Origin of the sequence: Methanosarcina sp. DH1, from assembly GCF_020804205.1 — an archaeon.
GTDB lineage: Archaea > Halobacteriota > Methanosarcinia > Methanosarcinales > Methanosarcinaceae > Methanosarcina > Methanosarcina vacuolata.
The window spans coordinates 24844-45194 of the sequence record NZ_WJBJ01000030.1 but is presented as its reverse complement, the minus strand read 5'-3'; the positions used below and the strand labels follow the sequence as shown (position 1 = coordinate 45194).

The 20351-nt window shown below is 36.2% G+C and carries 14 protein-coding genes; 4 read left to right on the top strand and 10 right to left on the bottom strand.

The genetic code is table 11. The annotated features are described in order from the left end of the window. Positions 1 to 91: 91 nt before the first annotated feature. The 4 genes from FXW07_RS16730 to FXW07_RS16715 all read right to left on the bottom strand — a co-directional run bounded on the left by FXW07_RS16730 (position 92) and on the right by FXW07_RS16715 (position 4267). Positions 92 to 865: a sugar phosphate isomerase/epimerase family protein gene (locus tag FXW07_RS16730; protein ID WP_229396548.1), complete on the bottom strand. Its 774-nt coding sequence runs from the start codon at positions 863 to 865 to the stop codon at positions 92 to 94. Positions 866 to 1106: 241 nt separating this feature from the next. Continuing rightward, positions 1107 to 1586, bottom strand: a complete 480-nt coding sequence (locus FXW07_RS16725; protein WP_229396547.1) for an RNA-binding domain-containing protein — start codon at positions 1584 to 1586, stop codon at positions 1107 to 1109. A 73-nt stretch (positions 1587 to 1659) separates the two neighbouring features. Continuing rightward, positions 1660 to 2220, bottom strand: coding sequence for a dephospho-CoA kinase (locus tag FXW07_RS16720; protein WP_229396545.1), 561 nt, complete (start codon positions 2218 to 2220; stop codon positions 1660 to 1662). 802 nt (positions 2221 to 3022) lie between these two features. Beyond that, complete coding sequence (locus tag FXW07_RS16715; RefSeq protein WP_229396543.1) at positions 3023 to 4267, bottom strand: ORC1-type DNA replication protein; 1245 nt, start codon at positions 4265 to 4267, stop codon at positions 3023 to 3025. Between the two features lie 2261 nt (positions 4268 to 6528). On the opposite strand from FXW07_RS16715, the gene mfnA reads away from it, so the two are divergent. The 4 genes from mfnA (at position 6529) to FXW07_RS16695 (ending at position 11913) form a co-directional block, all read left to right on the top strand. Further along, the gene (mfnA, locus tag FXW07_RS16710; RefSeq protein WP_229396542.1) at positions 6529 to 7716 is read left to right on the top strand and encodes a tyrosine decarboxylase MfnA; all 1188 of its coding nucleotides are present in this window, start codon (positions 6529 to 6531) and stop codon (positions 7714 to 7716) included. A 479-nt stretch (positions 7717 to 8195) separates the two neighbouring features. Next, a complete protein-coding gene (locus FXW07_RS16705) occupies positions 8196 to 8468 on the top strand; it encodes a hypothetical protein (protein ID WP_229396540.1) in 273 nt (90 codons plus the stop codon). Positions 8469 to 8634: 166 nt separating this feature from the next. After that, positions 8635 to 9729 (top strand): CBS domain-containing protein, encoded by a 1095-nt coding sequence (locus FXW07_RS16700; RefSeq protein ID WP_229396538.1) that lies wholly within the window; start codon positions 8635 to 8637, stop codon positions 9727 to 9729. Between the two features lie 633 nt (positions 9730 to 10362). After that, positions 10363 to 11913 carry a TraB/GumN family protein gene (locus FXW07_RS16695; protein ID WP_229396536.1) on the top strand — a complete coding sequence of 517 codons (1551 nt, stop codon included), beginning with the start codon at positions 10363 to 10365 and terminating at the stop codon, positions 11911 to 11913. 788 nt (positions 11914 to 12701) lie between these two features. On the opposite strand, the gene fhcD is transcribed toward FXW07_RS16695, so the two are convergent. From fhcD to FXW07_RS16665, 6 genes are all read right to left on the bottom strand, one after another. Continuing rightward, complete coding sequence (gene fhcD, locus FXW07_RS16690; protein WP_229396534.1) at positions 12702 to 13595, bottom strand: formylmethanofuran--tetrahydromethanopterin N-formyltransferase; 894 nt, start codon at positions 13593 to 13595, stop codon at positions 12702 to 12704. A 1428-nt stretch (positions 13596 to 15023) separates the two neighbouring features. Further along, on the bottom strand, positions 15024 to 15944 hold the full coding sequence (locus FXW07_RS16685; protein WP_229396532.1) for a protein-glutamate O-methyltransferase CheR: 921 nt from the start codon (positions 15942 to 15944) through the stop codon (positions 15024 to 15026). Between the two features lie 284 nt (positions 15945 to 16228). Beyond that, complete coding sequence (locus tag FXW07_RS16680) at positions 16229 to 18118, bottom strand: chemotaxis protein CheA (RefSeq protein ID WP_229396530.1); 1890 nt, start codon at positions 18116 to 18118, stop codon at positions 16229 to 16231. Positions 18119 to 18354: 236 nt separating this feature from the next. Continuing rightward, complete coding sequence (locus FXW07_RS16675; protein WP_229396528.1) at positions 18355 to 18495, bottom strand: hypothetical protein; 141 nt, start codon at positions 18493 to 18495, stop codon at positions 18355 to 18357. 105 nt (positions 18496 to 18600) lie between these two features. After that, positions 18601 to 18846 carry a response regulator gene (locus FXW07_RS16670; RefSeq protein ID WP_229396600.1) on the bottom strand — a complete coding sequence of 82 codons (246 nt, stop codon included), beginning with the start codon at positions 18844 to 18846 and terminating at the stop codon, positions 18601 to 18603. A 216-nt stretch (positions 18847 to 19062) separates the two neighbouring features. Then, positions 19063 to 19428, bottom strand: coding sequence for a response regulator (locus FXW07_RS16665; protein WP_229396526.1), 366 nt, complete (start codon positions 19426 to 19428; stop codon positions 19063 to 19065). Positions 19429 to 20351: the final 923 nt, after the last annotated feature.

Below are 20351 nucleotides of genomic sequence, written 5' to 3'. Positions count from 1 at the left end.
CAGAAAAACAATTTATGAAAATATAGGGAAAAAATAATTTGAAAGAAGTAAAAAACGGGAAACAGAGCCTCAAAAACTCACAAGTTCCTTATCACAAATCCCTTAAAAACTCGAGGCTCTTGATCCCTTCTTCTACTGAACTCATTTCAGTAACAAAGATTCCTTCATAGTTTGAGAGCTTCTCCATAACCTGTTTCCAGTTAATATTACCCTCTCCAATAGGTAAATGTTCATCTTTTTTTCCCATATTATCATGGATGTGCACATGGGAAATACGATTGCTTAACTGATCCAGAAAATCGTCAATAAGCCCTAATGTGTTTGCGTGTCCGACATCGAAGGTGAAACCTACATTATGGCTTCCAATGGATTCAAGCATCTCAAGCATCTCGTCGGGATATTTTCCAAAGATCTTAGGCATGTCGGGCATATTTTCGACAGCAACAAGGATTCCGAAATCCGCAGCGAAGTCACAGATTTCCTGAAGAGAAGCAAGATTGGTAAAATAAGCTTCCTGTGGAACCTGCGCGCCATAAGGAGAAAGATAACCAGGGTGTACTACAGCAAGATTGACATAGTTAGAGGCAAGAGTAAGGTAGTGCTTCATCTGCCTGATAACTTCTGTCCTGATTGAGTAATTCAGACCTGCCAGATTCATATCCGAGAAAGGTAGGTGCAGAGTTAGCTCGAGACCTGTGGTTTCACTGATATTTTTCAAATTCTGAATGTTCTTACTGTTCAGGCACTGAGAACCTTCCTGTACGACTTCCCAACCGGTGTATCCATGGTCTTCAAGCGTGTAAGCCCATTTGAAAGGGTCTTCAATGACTGCACGCGAAGAATAGCTGATTCTGTGCAATTGCATGATGAAAGTTCATTCCTTTTCATTTATCAATATACATCATCTAGCGAGAACTGAGATATATTTAACTGAATTATTTTAATGAACTATTATTAGCCCAGTTTACAAAATATTAAAGATATTAAATATTAAAAATGTAGTAAAAATTGATTAAAAATATATTTTGAATGTATTGAAAGTTGGTAAAAAATGGATTAAAAGGTTACAGAGAAAATGTATGTTGTGTAAAACATGTTAAAGCCCTTCAATTCTTCTCCACAGAGTCCATTTCTACCTCAACAACAGGCTTTCCATCTTCAGTAAGGGGCAAAAGCCATTCAAAAAGCCTTTCCATTTCTTCCTGAGAGTCGGCTGTGATAACGATTTCAATAGATCCAAGAGGTTCTTCCTGTGCAGGAACACTGGGAATTCCGACAAAAGCAGCCTGTTTATTGAGCGAAAAACAAACCGAAAGCCCGTCGCTGGATAAACCTTTGCTGAAAGCTTTGTTGCGGACGCTATCTATAATTTCTTCCCTGCGAATGAGCCAATGCAGAGTTTGCAGAACATCAATTCCTCCTTCCCCTGAAAAGAAAAAGGAAGGAGAAACTCCCGTTTCTGAACCAGTGATTTCAATATCTTTCTTCTCAAGTTCAATATCAGTAAAAAGAGACGAGACTGCTTTGACAACCTTTTCCGAGTCTTCTGTAGGATATACAGCTGCTGAAACCTTAACATGTATCATAAATCTACTCCAGTAATTTAAAAAGGATTTATTCCGGAATTTTGAATTTTTTTCAGAAATATATTTGAGAGTGTTACTCAGCGGGGTTTTTTTCAAAGTAGTTGCTCAAAACTTCAACAACATCCTTTTTGAAAATTTCCAGAGTGGAATTATTTTCAATTTCAATATTCGATGCTTCTATAGCTTCTCCCATCCCCCAGCCGAGTTCTCGTTCGTCCCGGTTGCGGAGACCTTCTATACTGTTCATATCATCGCTTCGTCCTCGTTTCTGAACTCTAGAAAAGCGAATTTCAATAGGAGCATAAATAGAAATTAGAATAAAACCTTCTCCGAATTCTCGCCTGAAGCATTCCACTTCGGCAATTCCACGCACCCCATCCACAACAATAAGGTCAGAGCCGGCATCCCTGATTTGGGAAGTACAGCGTACTGCGACTGCATCCATACCCTCGCATTTGCGAAGTTGTGTTGCAACCATTCCGGTATTGGAATCATTGGGTTCAAGCCCGCGCTTTGAAACTTCCTTTCGGATCACATCACCCATGTTAATAACGGGAATACCCATTTCAGCAGCAATTCTGGCAGCTTCCGACTTTCCAGATGCTGGCATGCCTACGAACGCTATTATCTTCATCAAAAATTACCCTTTAAACTTTAATTAAACTTAAACTATTAATATGAGCCATTAAACCTGAATTACTAACTTAAATTACTGGATCATGAATCATTGGATTTGAATTGTCTAAGCAATAATCATTGGATTTGAATTGTCTAATTAATAATCATTGGATTTGAATTATCTAAGCAATAATCATTGGACTTGAATTATCTAAGCAATAATCATTGGATCTGAATTATCTAAGCAATAATCATTGGATTTGAATTATCTAAGCAATAATCATTGGATTTGAATTGTCTAATTTGTTTAATATTAGATTATTGGGTTTGGACTATTGAATTATTAGATTTGAACAGAAACCTGAGTATATTGAATCCTAATTTTAAAGGTGGATAGAGATAAAATTATAAATTAACTCATAAGTTGAATAATCGAATCCATAAGCTAACCATAAGATAATATGATTCTAGTCAAATCACAGGATCGTATATATTATTTCCTGAAAACTAACACATGAATGATAAAAATAAGCTGGAGCACGAAAAAACTGAAAAACTGAGAGTAGAGAAAGGGCAAAGAAAGGCAAAAACCTGAAGTAAGGGAAGTTAGAGAAGATTTAAAGACCTAAAATAAGAAAAGTTAAAAGAGGTTATGGGAACCCCGAAAAAGTGAGAAGTTAGAAGGTAGGCCAAAAAACCAGGATGGAGAATATAAAAAGTCTCATCCTTGTGAAAACATGCCTCGTTCTTATGAAAACGTCTTTATGAAAACGTATTTACGAAAACGTCTTGCTGAAAACGTCTTTATGAAAACGTATTTACGAAAACATCTTGCTGAAAACTGATGCCTTGAAGTCTACCAGAGGTTTGAGCCTGTAATCCTCAAGAAGTACTTTACGGGTGCTTTCGACTGGAACGCTCAGTGAAATTTCTTTCGTTCGACCATAGCGACCTTTACTTACAACCACTGCGTTGACTATTCCCAGCATATCAAGTTCGGACATGAGATCAGTAACCCTGCGCTGGGTAAGAATATCTACGTCAATATGGTGGCAGAGCTGGCGGTAAACATTGTACATCTCGCCTGTTGTGACATTTTTACCTTCTCTGCCTCTGCTCCGCAAAAGAATGATACTATATAGTACGAGTTTGGACTGGGTTGGAAGGGTTCTTACCACTTCGACTACTCGATCAACTTCGATTTTTTCCTGAGCGCGCCTTACGTGCTCTTCAAGAACCTGAGGCTGATTTTCCCTTTCTGCAATTTCCCCCGAGACCCTTAGGAGGTCAAGTGCGCGCCTTGCATCGCCATGTTCCTGAGCTGCAAAAGCGGCGCATAAGGGAATTACCATCTCACCAAGAGCACCGTCGGTGTAGGCCATTTTTGCTCTTTGTTTCAGGATATCGCTTATCTGTTCAGCGTCATAAGGAGGAAAAATAAGTTCTTCTTCGCCCAGGGAACTTTTGACCCTGGGGTCCAGAAATTCCGTGAATTTCAGATCGTTTGAAACGCCGATCATACTGACTTTGGCTCTCTGCAAGTCTGTATTGATTCTCGATAAATTATAAAGAACATCATCGCCTTTTTTGATCAGCTTATCGATTTCGTCCAGAATTATGACAATGACCTGCTCTCTGGAATCTATTGCCTCCTTGAATTTCATGAAGACCTGATCAGTAGGCCACCCGGTCATAGGAACTTCTTCTTCAAAATGTCTGGCAAGATTTGCAAGGAGCCGGTACTGTGTATCGATTACTTCACAATTAATATAAACAACCGAGCAGAAAAGGGATTTCTCTTCACTTACCCTTTCAAGTTCTTTTCCAACATAACGGGTAACAGCGGTTTTTCCTGTTCCGGTTTTCCCATAAATAAGTACATTGGAAGGAGTTTCTCCTCGGAGTGCAGAAACCAGGATTGTCGCAAGACTGTTAATTTGCTCATTTCTGTGCAATAAAAGGTCAGGCGTATAAGAAGGCCGAAGTACTTCTTTATTTTTGAAAATTGATTTTCCGTCAAGTAATTTTTCGAATAAGCCGTCTAATGATTGAGCTTTTATCATGAAGATCCTCTATAAAAATTATGATATTAAGCATTTAAGAAATTAAGATACTTCTAACGCAGACAATTAATACAATGCAAACTTAATACAATGCAAACCGTTGCATGTAAAATTAATTGATACAGTAGGCGCAGTAATTTTACTACGTAAGTTAGATATAATAAATTAATATAGTTGAAAAACTCTGTATACTTTTTCTTTGAATTACTTTAATATTTATTTTTGTAATAATGATTTTTAGTTTTTTAATTTTAAATGTTTTGATTTTAAATGTTTTACTAATTTTAAATGCTTTTAATTTTAAGCGTTTTACTAATTTTAAGCACTTTTAATTTTAAGCGTTTTACTAATTTTAAGCACTTTTAATTTTAAGCGTTTTACTAATTTTAAGCACTTTTAATTTTAAGCGTTTTACTAATTTTAAGTGTTTTTAATCTTAAACGTTTTACTGCCACCTGAAATCAGGAGGAATTTTACAGTCTGCAGTCAATTTAATCCTCCTGATCCGCATCTATTAAGTATTGTGTTTTTAGAGCTTCCTTTTCAAATGCATGACAATTATAACCGCAACTATTTGACAAGCTTTAGACTAATCTTACAATAGCCGTTTAGCGGGTTTCAATAATTTGTGTAATGGTTATCAAGGGATTTTAGGAGGCTGTAAATGTGGTTTTATGTAAAAGATATTTGGAAAGGGGGAGAGAGGGAAAGGGGGAAAGGTTAAACTCTTAACTCCGAAATTTTAACTCTCAATATCTGGAACTAAAGTTCGTTTTAGGATTTCTGAGATTTTACTTCATTATTATTTGTGCCTTTATGAAAAACCCTATAAATCCTGCTAATAAGGAGAAAGGGATAGAAGAGACATATTGCTTATAATTAATGCCTGAAACCCTTATTTTCTACTAGCTGATGATAAAATGGCGGGCGAGTTTTAAGTATTAAGATATCTCGCCTACCAGATAAAATCTATATTCCAGATCTTCTTTTGTTGAAATTTTAGGTGAAATTGGTTTATAAACAAGTAATTTTAAGCTATATTTGCAGTAGATGCAATGGAAGTACACCGTATTAATTGTTATGGTAAAGACCCCCTTGTTTCCACTGGAAAAGATTTATACCTTAAATATCCACCATAAAAACCAACGTTATACAACTTATTATAGCTGAAACAAAAAATTATGAACTCCAGAATCAATGGAGGTTGAATTTAAACCCTTCCTTTCGAATGGAAGAAGTTATGAAAATTAGAATATTTTTACATAAAATTAAAGAATAAAAATTTTGAGATAAAATTAGAATCATGTAAATCAAATCACCTGTGAATAAAAGGGTTTACAGAGTTTAGAAAATAGAAAACTTTAAATAAATTTTAAAACTCAGAATTATTTGCATTGAAAAAGTAAGAAAAAGATAAAGAAAATAAAAAAGCTAGGAAAGTAAAGAAAGTTAAGGAAATCAAAGAAAGTCAAAGAAAATCGAGAAAATAAAAAAGGTAGAAAGTTAAGGAAATCAAAGAAAGATAAACAAAGAAAAGAGTAAAAACATAGGTTAGACCCCCCAATTTCCACTGGAACGTTTATATAACCCCCAGACCCCATGGTTTCCATTAAAGAGATTGGAAGTTCTAGGCAGCAAAATAAAATAAGATTTTATTCTGCTTATCAGTAAAATAATGTTGTTTAGTTATAGAGTTAATACTATATATAATTTATTATTAAAAAGGCTAGTTTCTTTTTGGAAATGTTTTTCACAAAAGAGAAAAAGCTGATTAAATGTATTCATCAAATGTTTATCAAACGTTTATCAAACGTTTATCAAACGTTTATCAAACGTTTATCAAACGTTTATCAAATGTTCATCAAATATTCATCAAATATTCATCAAATACATTCATTGTACTGATGACCTATCTATCAGAAAAAATATTGTTCAGCATGAAAGTTCTTTTAAGTACTTTCGTTTCTTTGTGCTTGTGGTTTCTTTGTGCTTGTGATTAGAAGAATGTTATGTGCGTTTTCAAAAAACTAATAAATCTAAGCTATATGTTCTGATAAATTCACATTCCTAGACCTACAAAAATCTCTCCACTCGAAATATAGGGGTCTCCCTCTTAAGCAGACATTATTATGATATCTTAACATACATTCTTTTTTTTAGATTTTGGACACTTCCTCGTCCTGTTGTTAGGAGAGGTACCTGGTAATTTAGCAGTTGTATTCCATAAGTATTTTAAATAAAACTGGTTTTACTTTATCCACATGAATGAGCAGGGTCTTTCTGAGAAAGAGATATTTTCCTACTTGGAAGATGTAAAGTCAGAAGATACGGATTACTACAGGGTTTTAAGTTCAATGTGCACTCACCCGCACAGAATCGCGATTGAGGCTCACAGGCTATTTATTGAGGCTAACCTGGGCGACCTGGGACTTTTTGCAGGTGCCCACAGACTGGAACAAGAAGTTATCCAGATGCTGGGAGAACTTCTTCATGCTCAATCTGTTGAAATTCCTTCCGGAGATTCATGTGAGAGTTCGGTTTGCGGTTATCTTACAACAGGAGGCACGGAATCTAATATTCAGGCTATAAGAGGCATGAAAAACCTCGTAACTGAAGACGGGAAAAAGTCAGGTGAGATTCTCAATATAGTTGTTCCCGAGTCAGCTCACTTCTCATTTGATAAGGTCGCCAATATGATGGGGATTAAGGTTAAAAGAGCTCTTCTGGATTCTGAATTCAGGGTGGATATCGCATCTGTGGAACGTCTTATAGATGCAAACACTATCGGACTCGTAGGGATAGCAGGAAATACAGAATTCGGACAGATAGATCCGATTGAGGAACTTTCAAAACTTGCTCTTGAAAATGAGATTTTCCTTCATATTGATGCAGCTTTCGGAGGGTTTGTAATTCCATTCCTTGAAAAGCCATATTCTTTCGATTTCAAAGTTCCAGGTGTTACCTCCATTGCAATAGATCCCCATAAGATGGGTCTCTCCACAATTCCCTCGGGTGCCCTGTTATTCAGATCTCCTTCTTTTATGGACTCACTTAAGGTAAATACTCCATATCTTACAACAAAAGCTCAGTTTACTCTCACAGGCACACGTAGTGGAGCTTCAGCCGCGGCCACTTATGCCATTATGAAGTATCTTGGACGTGAAGGATATAGAAAAAATGTACAGTACTGCATGCAGCTTACTGCAAAATTGGTCAAAGAATCTCGAAAATTAGGTTTCGAACCTCTGATCGAGCCTGTAATGAACGTGGTCGCCCTGAGAGTTCCGAACCCTGATCTTGTGCGGGAGCAGCTCCTTAAGAAATTTGGTTGGAACGTCTCAATTACTCGCAGCCCAAGGTCTCTTCGCCTGGTCCTGATGCCTCACAACACATCCCGCGATATAGACGAATTCCTGCAAGATCTGAGAAAAGTAACAGCAGAACTTTAATTGACAGCAGAACTTTAATTGACAGCAGAACTTTAATTAACAGCAGAATTTTAATTAACAGCAGAACTTTAATTAACAGCAGAACTTTAATTAACAGCAGAATTTTAATTAACAGCAGAACTTTAATTAACAGCAGAATTTTAATTAACAGCAGAACTTTAATTGACAGCAGAATTTAAAATCTTACTTCTTTCTTACTTACATAATTTCTTCGGTTTTTGCTCAACTGTTTTAATTTGCTATTGCGTATTAGTCGTGTCTCATCACGTACAAACAGATATGTATAATTATCGCCAAATAATAAATGAGGTCAGTTATCTTTATATCAGGTAATTTGATCAGTTGAATTTTTCAAGACGACTTTATGAGGGAAAGTTAATTAGAAGGGTTTAGAAGCAGAATTTAGTGAACTTACGAAGAGTTTAGAAGCAGAATTTAGTGAAATTACGACGAATTTAAGAGCAGAGTTTAGTGGACTTATGAAGAGTTTAAGAGCAGAGTTTAGTGAAATTACGACGAATTTAAGAGCAGAATTTAGTGAACTTACGAAGAGTTTAGAAGCAGAATTTAGTGAAATTACGACGAATTTAAGAGCAGAGTTTAGTGGACTTATGAAGAGTTTAAGAGCAGAGTTTAGTGAAATTACGACGAATTTAAGAGCAGAGTTTAGTGAACTTATGAAGAGTTTAAGAGCAGAGTTTAGTGAAATTACGGACAGCTCCAGTGGAATTTATGAACAGAACTACCTATAAATTTCAACTCCTGATGAGCTGTGTTATTTGCGACAGTCTGAACCTGATATTTTAAGTTCAGATCCAACTTTACCTGATTTAGTGTTAACCTGATTTCGCGTTAGTTCATATTCACGTTTAGCCGTCTTCTTAATACTATAAAAATGAAAATGGGGGTATTTACTTTATGAAATCGTCAGTGAAAATCGGGAGTGTTATGGGTATACCTATCAGGCTGCACATAACTTTTCTTCTCATATTACCCATATTTGCTTATGCGTTTGCGATCAACCCGCAACCTTTTGGTTTTGAAGGAGTTGAGCCGTCTGTCACAAGATATTCACTTTCAGTCCTGACTGCCATCCTGCTTTTTGCTTCGATCCTTGTACATGAACTTGCACATTCATATCTAGCAATGCGTTACGGGGTCAAAATTGAGAACATCACGCTCTTCCTTTTTGGAGGAGTGTCGTCTATGGAAAAGATACCCCGAAAACCTGAACAGGAAGCAAAAATGGCTTCTGCGGGACCCCTTACAAGCCTTGTAATAGGCTTAGTCTGTCTTTTAGTATACGGAAGTTTCATTTCCCCTAACCCTATGCTTTCTCAAAACCCGGTATACCTTGTTATCTGGATTCTTGGGGTTATGAACCTTATACTCGGGATCTTCAACCTGCTGCCTGCTTTTCCAATGGATGGAGGTAGAGTACTTCGCTCTTTCTACGCGAGAAGAATGTCCTATGTGAAAGCTACCCAGAGTGCAGCATCTGTAGGGAAATTTTTTGCTGTTCTTATGGCAATTTTTGGAATTCTCATAGGCAATCCCTGGTTCCCTTTGATCGCGCTCTTTATTTATGTCGGCGCGTCTGAGGAGGAACGTTCTACTCGGGCTGAGGTGACACTTGAAAATATTAGGGTCAGGGATATTATGACCAGAAATGTGGTTTCAGTCAGTCCTTCTATGAGCGTGGACGACCTGGTCAAATTCATGTTTGAGAAGAAACATATGGGTTACCCTGTTATGGAAGGGGACAGCCTGAAAGGAATTGTGACGTTTACGGATATCCAGCATATTCCTCCTGTTGACCGCCCGGCGGCTCAGGTCTCGGATATTATGACCAGAGATGTTATCTCGGTATCTCCGGATGCGCAAGCCGTTGATGTCCTGAGACTCATATCATCTAAAAATATTGGAAGAGTTCTCGTTATTGATAACGGGTCGATTGTAGGAATACTCTCAAGAACGGATCTTGTACGGACTCTGAAACTGAGGTCAGAGTAATTCTTAAACACTCTAGATTAGGGAGATTTCCGAGTAAGAAGATTCTTAAGTAGAATTTATCAAGAGGAAATTATCAAAGAGGAAATTATCAAAGAGGAAATTATCAAAGAGGTTTTACAGGGAGTTAGTCAAAAAGGACTTGTCAAAATAAGGTTTCATTAAGGTTTCATCAAAAGATATTTTTATCAAAAGATCATACTCTATTAAATTTTTCATAACTCATGTTTTACCAAATTGTATTGGAATATATTATATAAGTTTATAAACAATTATATAAATTAAATATTATATATATTGTGTGTAAAACCTGAAGACAACAAAAAATGAATCTAAGAATAAAACCTGAAGACAACAAAAAATGAATCTAAGAATAAAACTCTGAAGGCAAAAAACATAAATCTAAGAATAAAACCTGAAAGCAGCAAATATGAATCTAAGAATAAAACCTGAAAGCAGCAAAATATAAATCTCTGGCAGATAATTACCACCAGTTAACTATCTGCTTATAGCTAAGTTTTTTTATAGCTTGGTTATTTTATGTGAAGAATTTAATTACTCATGCAATTAACTGCAGTCCTTCAAGGGATATGCTTTCACGCATCATCTTAACGTGTCGCAGCAGAGAGATTAACAATGAGCAAACCTGAAATTACAGATTCTCAGGACAAGGACCCTGACTACAATTTTTATAATACATCTCAGGAGTCAATAAGTTCATCTCAGGAGTCAATATATTCTATGGACAAACTTGTGACCGAATCCGCAGAAAACTCCACTTCTGTCGGAAAGTCTAAAATTTCTGGTTCTTCAATTAACATGCCGCAGGAAGAAAAAACTTCTGTGTCAGCATCCAAGATAGAACCCGATAAGCTTGAAACCAAGCTTGACATAAGTTCCGAAATTATTGCAGAACCTATTCCTGATTCGGCTTCCGAAGTTTCAATTCCTTCATCTTCTCAATTTTCGGATGCGCATCAGGCTGAATATCAGCCATCAAAAGTTGTGCTTATAGGAACAGCCCATGTCTCTGAAAAGAGTGTTGCCGAGGTCAAGGCCGCTATAAGGGAGCTGAAACCTGATATTGTAGCTGTCGAGCTTTGTAGGGGACGTTACGATTCCCTTAAGGGTAATGTGCAGGAAAAGCAGGTGCCTATCAAGGACATTCTTACTGAAGGCAAGGTTTACTATTACATGATTCACTGGCTGCTTGCCTATGTACAGAAAAAGATCGGCGACGACATGGGTGTAAGGCCCGGAGCCGAAATGCTTGCTGCAATCGAGGAAGCCGAGTCTACAGGGGCTAAAATTGCCTTAATTGATAGGGATATTCAGGTGACCCTCCAGCGTTTCTGGGGAAAAATGAAGTTCTTGGAAAAAGTCAAGATGATCTTTTCCCTTTTAGGTGGCTTAATAGGAATAGGAAAAGGAACTGACATAGACATTGATAAAATTACAGAAACCGACGTTGTAACTGGTCTCGTAAATGAACTTAGAGAATTTGCCCCAACTGCAGCTGAGGTTCTCATTGATGAAAGGGATGCATATCTTGCAGGAAGCATCCTCAAGGTTGCCGCAGGTGGAAACAAAACTGTTGTCGTGGTAATTGGAGCCGGACATAAGCCAGGAGTAACTAAGTACCTGAAGAACCCGAAAAGCGTTCCTCCCCTGAATAGTCTTATGCAGGTTCCAAAGAAACGCATAGGTTTTGGAAAGATTGTTGGCTTTGCTTTTGTCGCCGTTATAGTTGGATTTTTTTTACTACTGCTGTTTTCTGGTGTTCCACTTAAACTCCTGTTAATAGCCTTCGGATGGTGGTTTATTATTACAGGAACTCTCAGTGCAATCGGTACTTTACTTGCAGGTGGTCATCCTTATTCAGTTCTGACTGCCTTTTCGGTTGCCTGGTTAACCACTCTGCACCCTCTTATTGCTGCAGGCTGGTTTGCTGGTCTTGTCGAAGCGAAACAGCGAAACCCTACTACTGCAGATATAAAAGCTCTGGCAGGAGTAGAAACCTTCAAGGAAATGTTCAAAAATAAGTTCATGCGAGTCCTCCTTGTCGCAAGCTTTGCAAACATAGGAAGCATGACAGGGACCTTCGTTGCAGCTTATGTCATGATGCATGTAACTGGCATTGACCCGAGAGATGTTTTACTTTCTGGGTTTAATGCAATTGGACTCTAAAGTCTTTGATATCTAAAGTCTTTGATATCTAAAGTCTTTGATATCTAAAGTCTTTGATATCTAAAGTCTTTGATATCTAAAGTCTTTGATATCTAAAGTCTTTGATATCTAAAGTCTTTGATTTTTTTATATTCGATCCTATATTCTGTGATTATCATTACATAAGGGCTAAAATGACTCAGTACCAAAATCCAGTGATAAACGTGAAATTGAAAATCACTAGATTTTGTAATTGGTTATAATCCATTAAATACGTCCTCTCGATGGAAGTCTTTCGATATCAAATATTGAGTTTGATTGAAGAACAAATTCTTCCTGCAAGTTCATGATTTCAATCGAAAAATACAAAAATCACTAGATTTTGGACCAGAGTCGCTAAAATAGAAAATAAAAAAAGAATAGGCCTTTCGCTTTTTTGTATGGATTGAAAATAATTGTTTAGTTAGAAAGCATTAAGATCAAATATGAAAAAATTGAGCTTGAATGTGATTTTCAACAATAACTGTTTTCATATATGATATATGCTATTTTAATAACTGCTATTTTAATAAACGCTATTTTAATAACTGCTATTTTAATATTGCTACTTTAATATTGCTACTTTAATATGCTACCTTAACATTTGGCATGAAAATTCTTGGCATGAAAATTCTTTCAACTACTTTCATTTCTTTGTGTCTGTGATTTAGAAGAATTTCATGTGCGTTTGAAGTTAAATTCAAGTTACCCACTGAAGTAGCGAAGAGCCAAGAATAGAGAAAAAAGTAAAAAAGAAAAAGTTTTAGAGCTTAGAAGAGCTCATGCAGTTTAAACTGATATTTACCCAGCTTTCCGCCGTAGTTTCCTGCTGAGATTTTCTTAACGCCCGGAACAGTTACAGCGGCTTTAATTCCTGCTTTCATGGCAGTTTTTATGCTTTCTTCATCAAGCCCGTTGATGACTATTTCATAAACAGCATTGACATCTGCCGGGATTTCAGTGTTTTCAACCTTATCCTTTATGGAAGGGCAGAATTTTTCATTAGCAGTAGCTTTCAGGAACTTGTATTTGTTTGCTCCGGATTTGGATCCGCTGGATACAATGCCGCCAGGGAAGGGGGTAATTGTACCTTCAAGCTCTCCGATTGCATCAACAGCAACTTCGGCTGCGGTCAGGGCGGTCATCTGGGAGTCTCCGAAGATGAAAAAGTTTCCGCCTGCAATTCCAGCTACAGCTCCAATATTTTCTTCGTTCAAGAAGTCTCCTTCCATGATAGGAATTTTGTGCATCTTGCGGCCTTCAATCTGGACTTCTGACTCCATGCCGTCTCCGAAAAATCTGAGTTTAGCACCAATGGCAAACTGCTTTTCAGCCTCAGGTAGCCCGTTGAAAACTGCAGTTGTAGGGGCTGTGAGGACACATTGTCCAATTCTTTGAAGCAATTGTCCTTCCAGAGCTTCATATTTAAAATTACATATCTGAATGTAAACTCCAGGCCTGCCATCGGGAGTCTCACCGGGACTTGCTAATCTCTCAATTCCAGCTTCGGCAGGACACATTATAACGGATGTTGCAAAGCCTATAGCTTCAGTAGCCGCTACAAGGGCCCAGCGCTTGGTAGCAGCTGTTATGAGTACCCGTGCGATCTTGATCGGAAACGCTTCTGCATATGTATCTTCGATTTCTACTCCGTTGATTTCCATAAAAATCTCCCATTTGCTTAATTATTGTTATCTTGAAACTAGTGTCATGGCAAGTTAATTATGGATCATAATCCTTAGTACTTTCTCATCAGCGTACAACGATTCAAAGTTTACTGGATAATCAATAACTAAGTTTTCTTGACACTAGTATCTTGAAAATTTAGTTATTGGTCACATGTTAACTCTGAATCGACATCTTTTGATGAAAAGCTATCAAAGATTATGCCAAAGATTATGCTCAATAATTAAATTGCCATGACATTAGTTTACGAATGATCAGGTTTGGTTTCCCTGTTTTCTAGTCTTCTGTAAGCTTTCAGAACTTTTCAGATCTCTTACAGAATAACTGAGAATATAGTGTTTACTCAAAGGGTTACTCAAAGAATTTTAGAGCAGTGCTCAGAGTGTCATCTAAAGCGTACTTAATATCTTAATGTATACTTAATGTATACTATGGTCACGAGGCTAAATAATGCAACTTCCCAATGAGATACAATGATGTTTTTTTGTTGCAACAATTACAGGCATGACTATAATACGTACTTCAAGTGCACTCATGGTATTATCTAAAGTATAACTTAATTTGTTGTTTAAAGTATACTTAAAATATACTCAGAGTGTGCTCAAGTATATTCAGAGTGTCACTTTACCTTGGATCTAGCCTCAGATACACATTTAAAGTTTTATGCTACTTTTATTTCTTTTGCTTTATTAATGGAACTAATAATGTGAATTATAATATTTATATCAGATATATAATTTTGGCATGAAAGTTCTTACAAGTACTTTCATTTCTTTATGCTTGTGATTAGAAGAATTTCATGTGCGTTTTTAGAGAAAAGATTAGGACTTACGCAGTTGAAATGAAAAATCAACAGCATCAGACCGCCAACTGTTTAAAACATGACTTTAATTCACAGTCTTTGCTGTAATTGATTTTGTTCCTCAAGTGCGTAAGTCCTAAAGATGAAGAAACGAGAGTGAATTCAAAAATGAACAGTTTAAAAAATGACTTGCTTTAAAAATCTAAAAATCTAAAATTATTTATCAATATTACTTCTTCTCTCAAAATAGTCCTTAAAAATAGTCCTTATTAGGAGATCACCAGTAGAAGTATCAAGGGTTGCTTTACGTCCGTAATTTTTGTCGGTATCCTTGTGCTGTGTCCTGAAATGATTTCACAAATTCAAAACTGTACGAAAGTTAAATAGGCGATAAAGCAGCAGGTAGGCATAAATTAAATGTTGAGTAATTTCTACTCATTTGAGTAAAGGAGAACTATAGTATAAAATAAAGCAAGTTTGAAGTTGAAATGAAATAGTTGGGTTATCTGTATACATGATATAATTATTAAAATAAATTAAAAAAGTAAACTAATTTTCGGATAATACAAATTCCTCAGGTTCTTGATCTTCCATAAATTTCCCTTTAGATTTCCTTTATGTACAGGCGCTCTCTTGTATTGTAAGATCTAAAGAAACTTGATGCAGTATCAAGCAGTGTTTCGGACTTTCCTATTATAAAAAATCCTCCTTTTTCGAGAGCCCTGTAGAAACTAAGCTGTAATTGCTCTTGAATCTCCTTTTTAAAATATATCATTACGTTTCGGCAGACAATAAGATCAAAATGATCGATTCTGGGATCTGAAATCAAATCGTGACGTTTAAATTGCGTTATATTCTTAACTTCGTCTATTACCTGATAATTATCTCCCTGTTTGAAGAAATAACGTTCCTTTGTGCCTGGATCAAGGTTTTTAAGTGAATTCTCATTATAAATGCCCTTTTTGGCTTTTTCCAGACTTTGAATATCAATATCCGTCCCTATAATTCTTATTCTATACTTATTAAAGTCGTTTTTCAGGGTCCTGTGAAGCAGGATAGCAAGGGAATAGGCTTCTTCTCCTGCCGCACAACCAGCACTCCATATGCGAATTGATCGGATAAATAGTCCTGATCTGTTTGTAACAAGAGAGGGAACGACATCTTTTTCGATTATTCTGAAGGTTTCAGGATTTCGGAAAAACTCACTAACATTTACAGTGAGAGCATCAAGAAGAAATTCGTATTCCTCCGGATCTTTCTTCAAAAGTTTCAGATATGCTCCATAACTCTCAGAATTGGTGGCGCGAACGCGCACGTTAATTCTACGCTTGAAATGAGCTTCCTTATAATATTCACAGTTAAAGCCGGTGTTTCCACTAATAGTTCTCTTTAATAATTCAAAGCCCGGGTCTTTTTCTAGATTTTGATATGTTTTTATCCCTCTATTTATCTCTTTACTTTTCCCTTTATTTTTCTCTTTATTTATTTCACTATCATTTGCCTTTCTAACTGGACCGTTATCCATTTTTTCACCGGCAGTACTTTTATCCAGGTTTTCTTATCCAGGTTTTCTTATCCAGGTTTTCTTATCCAGGTTTTCTTATCCAGGTTTTTTATCCCGTTTTCTTATCCCGTTTTTTTATCCAGTTTTTTTATCCCGTTTTTCTTATCCAGTTTTCTTATCCCTTTTTTTTATCCAGTTTTCTTATCCCTTTTTTTATCCAGTTTTCTTATCCCTTTTTTTATCCAGTTTTCTTATCCCTTTTTTTATCCAGGCTTTTCTATCCCCATTAATGCTTCCTACGTATCTCAAATAAGGGAGTTAACATCGATAATTAAAATAACGTTTCCGTCGCCCAGAATTGTTGCTCCTGCAAATCTTCCGGTATTGTCAAGAAGCTTACTTTTGAAGCTTTTTACTATTACTTCCTGTTTTCCAAGCAGCTCGTCTACGACTACTCCAATATATTGCCCGTGTTTTTCAACCATAACTACGAAAATATTGTTCTCGTTGTCATCATCAGATAGCTGAAACTGCCTTCTCAATCTTAAAAGTGGAAGAATTTTATTGTCTATTAAAATGACTTCCTGTCCTTTGATATGCTTGATTTCCTGCGAGTTAACTTCAATGTTTTTCACTATGTTTGTGAAGGGAATTGCGTACTTTTCCTTTTCAACTCTTACCAGCATGGCCTGATAAACCGCAACGGTTAAAGGGAGTTTCAATTCGAACCTGGAACCAAGTCCAGGCTTTGACTCAACTTTTACGGATCCTCCAAGGCGTTCAACTCTGTTTTTTACAACATCCATCCCGATTCCCCTTCCGGAGATATCTGTAACACTATCAGAGGTACTGAGACCTGGAGTAAAGATAAGCTGCATTGCTTCCTCTTCCTGAAGCTGCTCCGCACTTTCTCTTGAGATAATTCCTTTCTTTAATGCAACTTTCCTGATTTCGTTAGTATCTATTCCACATCCATCATCTTCTATTCTAATAAGGACAAAATTTTCCTGTCTTGAAGCTGTAACCAGTATAGTACCATTCTCTTTTTTCCCAAGTTTCAAACGCTTCTCCGGAATTTCGATTCCGTGATCTACTGCATTTCTTAACAGGTGAACCAGGGAATCCCCAATTTCTTCGAGAATAGTTCTGTCGAGCTTGATTTCTTTACCCTTGATTATAAAATCAATTTTTTTATTTTGTAAGCGTGCAAGATCTCTGATCATTCTGGGATAGATATAGGTAATATGGTCCAGAGGTACCATTCTTGCCTCGATCACTTCGTCTTGCAGTTCTCTTGTTAGTTTATGAAAATCTGAAAGTGCAGCCTCAAGCTCCTTGGATTGCAGGTTGCGTGTAAGCTCGTTTATTCTGCTCTGGTTAATTACGAGCTCGCCCACGAGATTCATCAATTTATCAAGCTGCTCGGTACTGATTCTTGGGTTCTGAACAATTTTCACTTTAGGATTTGATTTTGGATAAGCTGAAGTTTTTTCTTCTTTTTCTGGTCGATATATTTCTTTCGTGGCATTTTTTACTTTATTAGTTTCTGCAGTTTTTGATACTTCTTTATCTCTAATGCATTTTTTTCCGTTATCTTTTATTTTGCAGCCTTCTTCTCCACCTTCTTCTCCACCTTCTTCTTCACCTTCTTCTTCACCTTCTTCTTCACCTTCTTCTCCACCTTCTTCTCCACCTTCTTCTCCACCTTCTTCATTTTCTTTCTCTGCAGGCAGGGATTTATCTCCGGCTTTTTGAATGGAAACGTTTTCAGGAGAATCGTTTACTTCCCTTAGGGCTTTTAACACTTCGTAGACATCAGTATGGGATTCGTTTTTAGTATCCCCATCTTTTTCTCTTTTTCCGGGCTTATTTCCCTCACTCTCACAGACATTTTCTAAAAGCTCCTCAAGGGCATCCACACATACTAAGAGAACATCAATCAAAGAAGAATTAAGTACAATTTGCCGTGTACGCAGTCTGTCTATCAAACTTTCCATTTCATGCGTTAACTCTACAATTTGTTTGAACCCCATAGTTGCGGCCATACCTTTGAATGTATGAGCTGCACGAAATAGCGTATTCATCTGTTCCGCATTTTCAGGATCAGTCTCAAGCACCAGCAGGGAATCACTCAACTCTTTGATATATTTCTCAGACTCTGCCCTGAAAATGCCCATATATTTTGATATATCCATAATTTTCCCTGCTTTTTTGGAAGTTCAGATTTTCCTTTTTTTCTTTTTTCCTTTTTAGATGATTTTTCAACACAGAATTCAATGGGATTGAATTCTAGATTAGGTCTCGTATTCAATTATGGTTTTTAATCTCTATTTCTGTTTTAATCCCAACATTTGTTTAGTCCCTGTTTCTGTTTTAATCTTAAATTTGTTTAGTCCCTATTTCTAGTTTAATCCTAACATTTGTTTAGTCCCTATTTCTGTTCAGCTTTAGACTCTAATTTTTTTCTTTTATTGATGTCCGGTTTTTTCAATTTTCTATTTTGCATGAACTCCAGATTTTCAAGATTAGATTTTGCAGCTGCACGGGTTTTTCTGCAAATTTCTTCTGCCATATCTGGTATGCTCTGACTGAGAATCCCTTCAGGCTTCTGGATTACATCCACTGCTCCTTATTCAAAGGCTGTAAGCGTAATCTTCTTAGCTCTTTCTCCAAGGGCTTAAATCATTACAACAGGAGTTGGGTGCTCTTTCATAACCCGTGCAAGAGTCTTAAGGCCATCAAAAATAGGCATAACATTGTCTAGAAGAACGACATCATGCCTTAATTTTTTAATTTTTTCAAGGCCGTCCTTTCCATTGAATGCCGTTCCTATAACTCTGAGATTCGGGTCCTGACTGAGAATATTGGAAAGGAATTTGCGAATTAAAGCAGAATCAGTCACTATAAGTGCGCGGATAGTCATCTCAAGCACTTTTCTTCAAATATAATATTTATTTTAATAGTTTCGTCTTTTAATAGTTTCGTCTTGTAATTTTTATTTAACAAAAGTCTAATTTGACATAATTAGTGCAGCTTCAATTGTTTTATTCAATACAGCTTCAATTGTTTTATTCAATGCAGTTTCAGTTAATGCAATTTGATTTAATAGTACTGATCTACAATCAGGCTCAAATCGGATCTAATTCGGTTCAGCAATTTTTTTTATTACATCGAGCATTCCATCAGGCTCAAAAGGCTTTACTATAAAACCCATAGCTCCTATTTTCATTGATTCAGTTATGAGGGCCTGTTGACCAATGGAAGAACACATTACTATTTTTGCCTTAGGGTCCATAGTAAGAATTTTTTGCAGTGCCTCTTTTCCATCCATATCTGGCATAATTATATCCATTAACACAATATCGGGCTTTACTTCGAAATAAATCTGAATTGCCTCTTCCCCATCATCTACCTCAGCAACAACTTCATGTCCGTGAATCAGAAGAATATCTCTAATAATCATCCGCATAAATTCGGCATCGTCCACGATCATAATTCTGGCCATTCATTTCCCTTCTTCCGTTCTTGAACAAGCGACAATATCGGATGATATTTACACTTTTATTTTTTGGAATGTTCGACACCTTATTTTTATCTCTGCAGAAGTTTGCCTTTTGCTTGCATATTCTGCACAAACCTATGCCATGAATCAAAGGACCTAATTCAAAAATTATTCAGGGTTAACATGTGTAACCAGTACATTTTATTTGTTAAGACATATTTATCCAAATTGTGTAGAAAAATATATGCGAGACCTGCTATATTAAATTTTTTAATTGTCTTTATAATGTCAGAAAGCTGAAATTTATTTAGATTCTCTAGTTAATTGACATGCTAATGAATTATTTGCAAAAGTTGTCCACTCTTTCCCAATCTTCAGCCGAGTTCCGGTTTTGATCTTCAAATTTAAATAATGTGTTAATTATATTATGTTTTATAAATAAAGCGTTTCTCTGTTTGTTTTAGATTTAATCTGGGATTAACTTCCGTTCTTTTCTGCTACAGTAATGCCCAAAACGAACCTTGAATTTAAATAAATTATTTTTATCACTATTTATATATTGATAATATGAATCTAAATCTAACAAATAAATTTATATTTTCTTAAACTTCATATATTATTGTAAATTGAAACTAACCTCGGGAATATTTATAGGCCTAAGGTATACTTGTTGAAGATAGAATAATATCTCCATAACTTTATGGCCCTGGTTTTAGGGAAGACTAAGGTATACATGTAAAGATACAAGGAAAGATTTTCATTTTACATTTTCTTGTTTCAGACCTTACTTAAAAAATTCATTATTCACTAGTGTCGAATCAACTGTAAAATGTAGCATAAAATCAATTACAATTATTCGGAATCAGTGAATCCTTGAAAATTGACGCGACACTGAAAACTCAATGCGTTAGAAAACTCAATGCATT

Excerpts from the sequence above, each read along its gene's own strand:
- FXW07_RS16730 (WP_229396548.1), bottom strand. The coding sequence starts at position 865 with ATGCAATTGCACAGAATCAGCTATTCTTCGCGTGCAGTCATTGAAGAC.
- FXW07_RS16725 (WP_229396547.1), bottom strand. The coding sequence starts at position 1,586 with ATGATACATGTTAAGGTTTCAGCAGCTGTATATCCTACAGAAGACTCG.
- FXW07_RS16720 (WP_229396545.1), bottom strand. The coding sequence starts at position 2,220 with ATGAAGATAATAGCGTTCGTAGGCATGCCAGCATCTGGAAAGTCGGAA.
- FXW07_RS16715 (WP_229396543.1), bottom strand. The coding sequence starts at position 4,267 with ATGATAAAAGCTCAATCATTAGACGGCTTATTCGAAAAATTACTTGAC.
- mfnA (WP_229396542.1), top strand. The coding sequence starts at position 6,529 with ATGAATGAGCAGGGTCTTTCTGAGAAAGAGATATTTTCCTACTTGGAA.
- FXW07_RS16705 (WP_229396540.1), top strand. The coding sequence starts at position 8,196 with ATGAAGAGTTTAAGAGCAGAGTTTAGTGAAATTACGACGAATTTAAGA.
- FXW07_RS16700 (WP_229396538.1), top strand. The coding sequence starts at position 8,635 with ATGAAATCGTCAGTGAAAATCGGGAGTGTTATGGGTATACCTATCAGG.
- FXW07_RS16695 (WP_229396536.1), top strand. The coding sequence starts at position 10,363 with ATGAGCAAACCTGAAATTACAGATTCTCAGGACAAGGACCCTGACTAC.
- fhcD (WP_229396534.1), bottom strand. The coding sequence starts at position 13,595 with ATGGAAATCAACGGAGTAGAAATCGAAGATACATATGCAGAAGCGTTT.
- FXW07_RS16685 (WP_229396532.1), bottom strand. The coding sequence starts at position 15,944 with ATGGATAACGGTCCAGTTAGAAAGGCAAATGATAGTGAAATAAATAAA.
- FXW07_RS16680 (WP_229396530.1), bottom strand. The coding sequence starts at position 18,118 with ATGGATATATCAAAATATATGGGCATTTTCAGGGCAGAGTCTGAGAAA.
- FXW07_RS16675 (WP_229396528.1), bottom strand. The coding sequence starts at position 18,495 with ATGGCAGAAGAAATTTGCAGAAAAACCCGTGCAGCTGCAAAATCTAAT.
- FXW07_RS16670 (WP_229396600.1), bottom strand. The coding sequence starts at position 18,846 with ATGACTATCCGCGCACTTATAGTGACTGATTCTGCTTTAATTCGCAAA.
- FXW07_RS16665 (WP_229396526.1), bottom strand. The coding sequence starts at position 19,428 with ATGGCCAGAATTATGATCGTGGACGATGCCGAATTTATGCGGATGATT.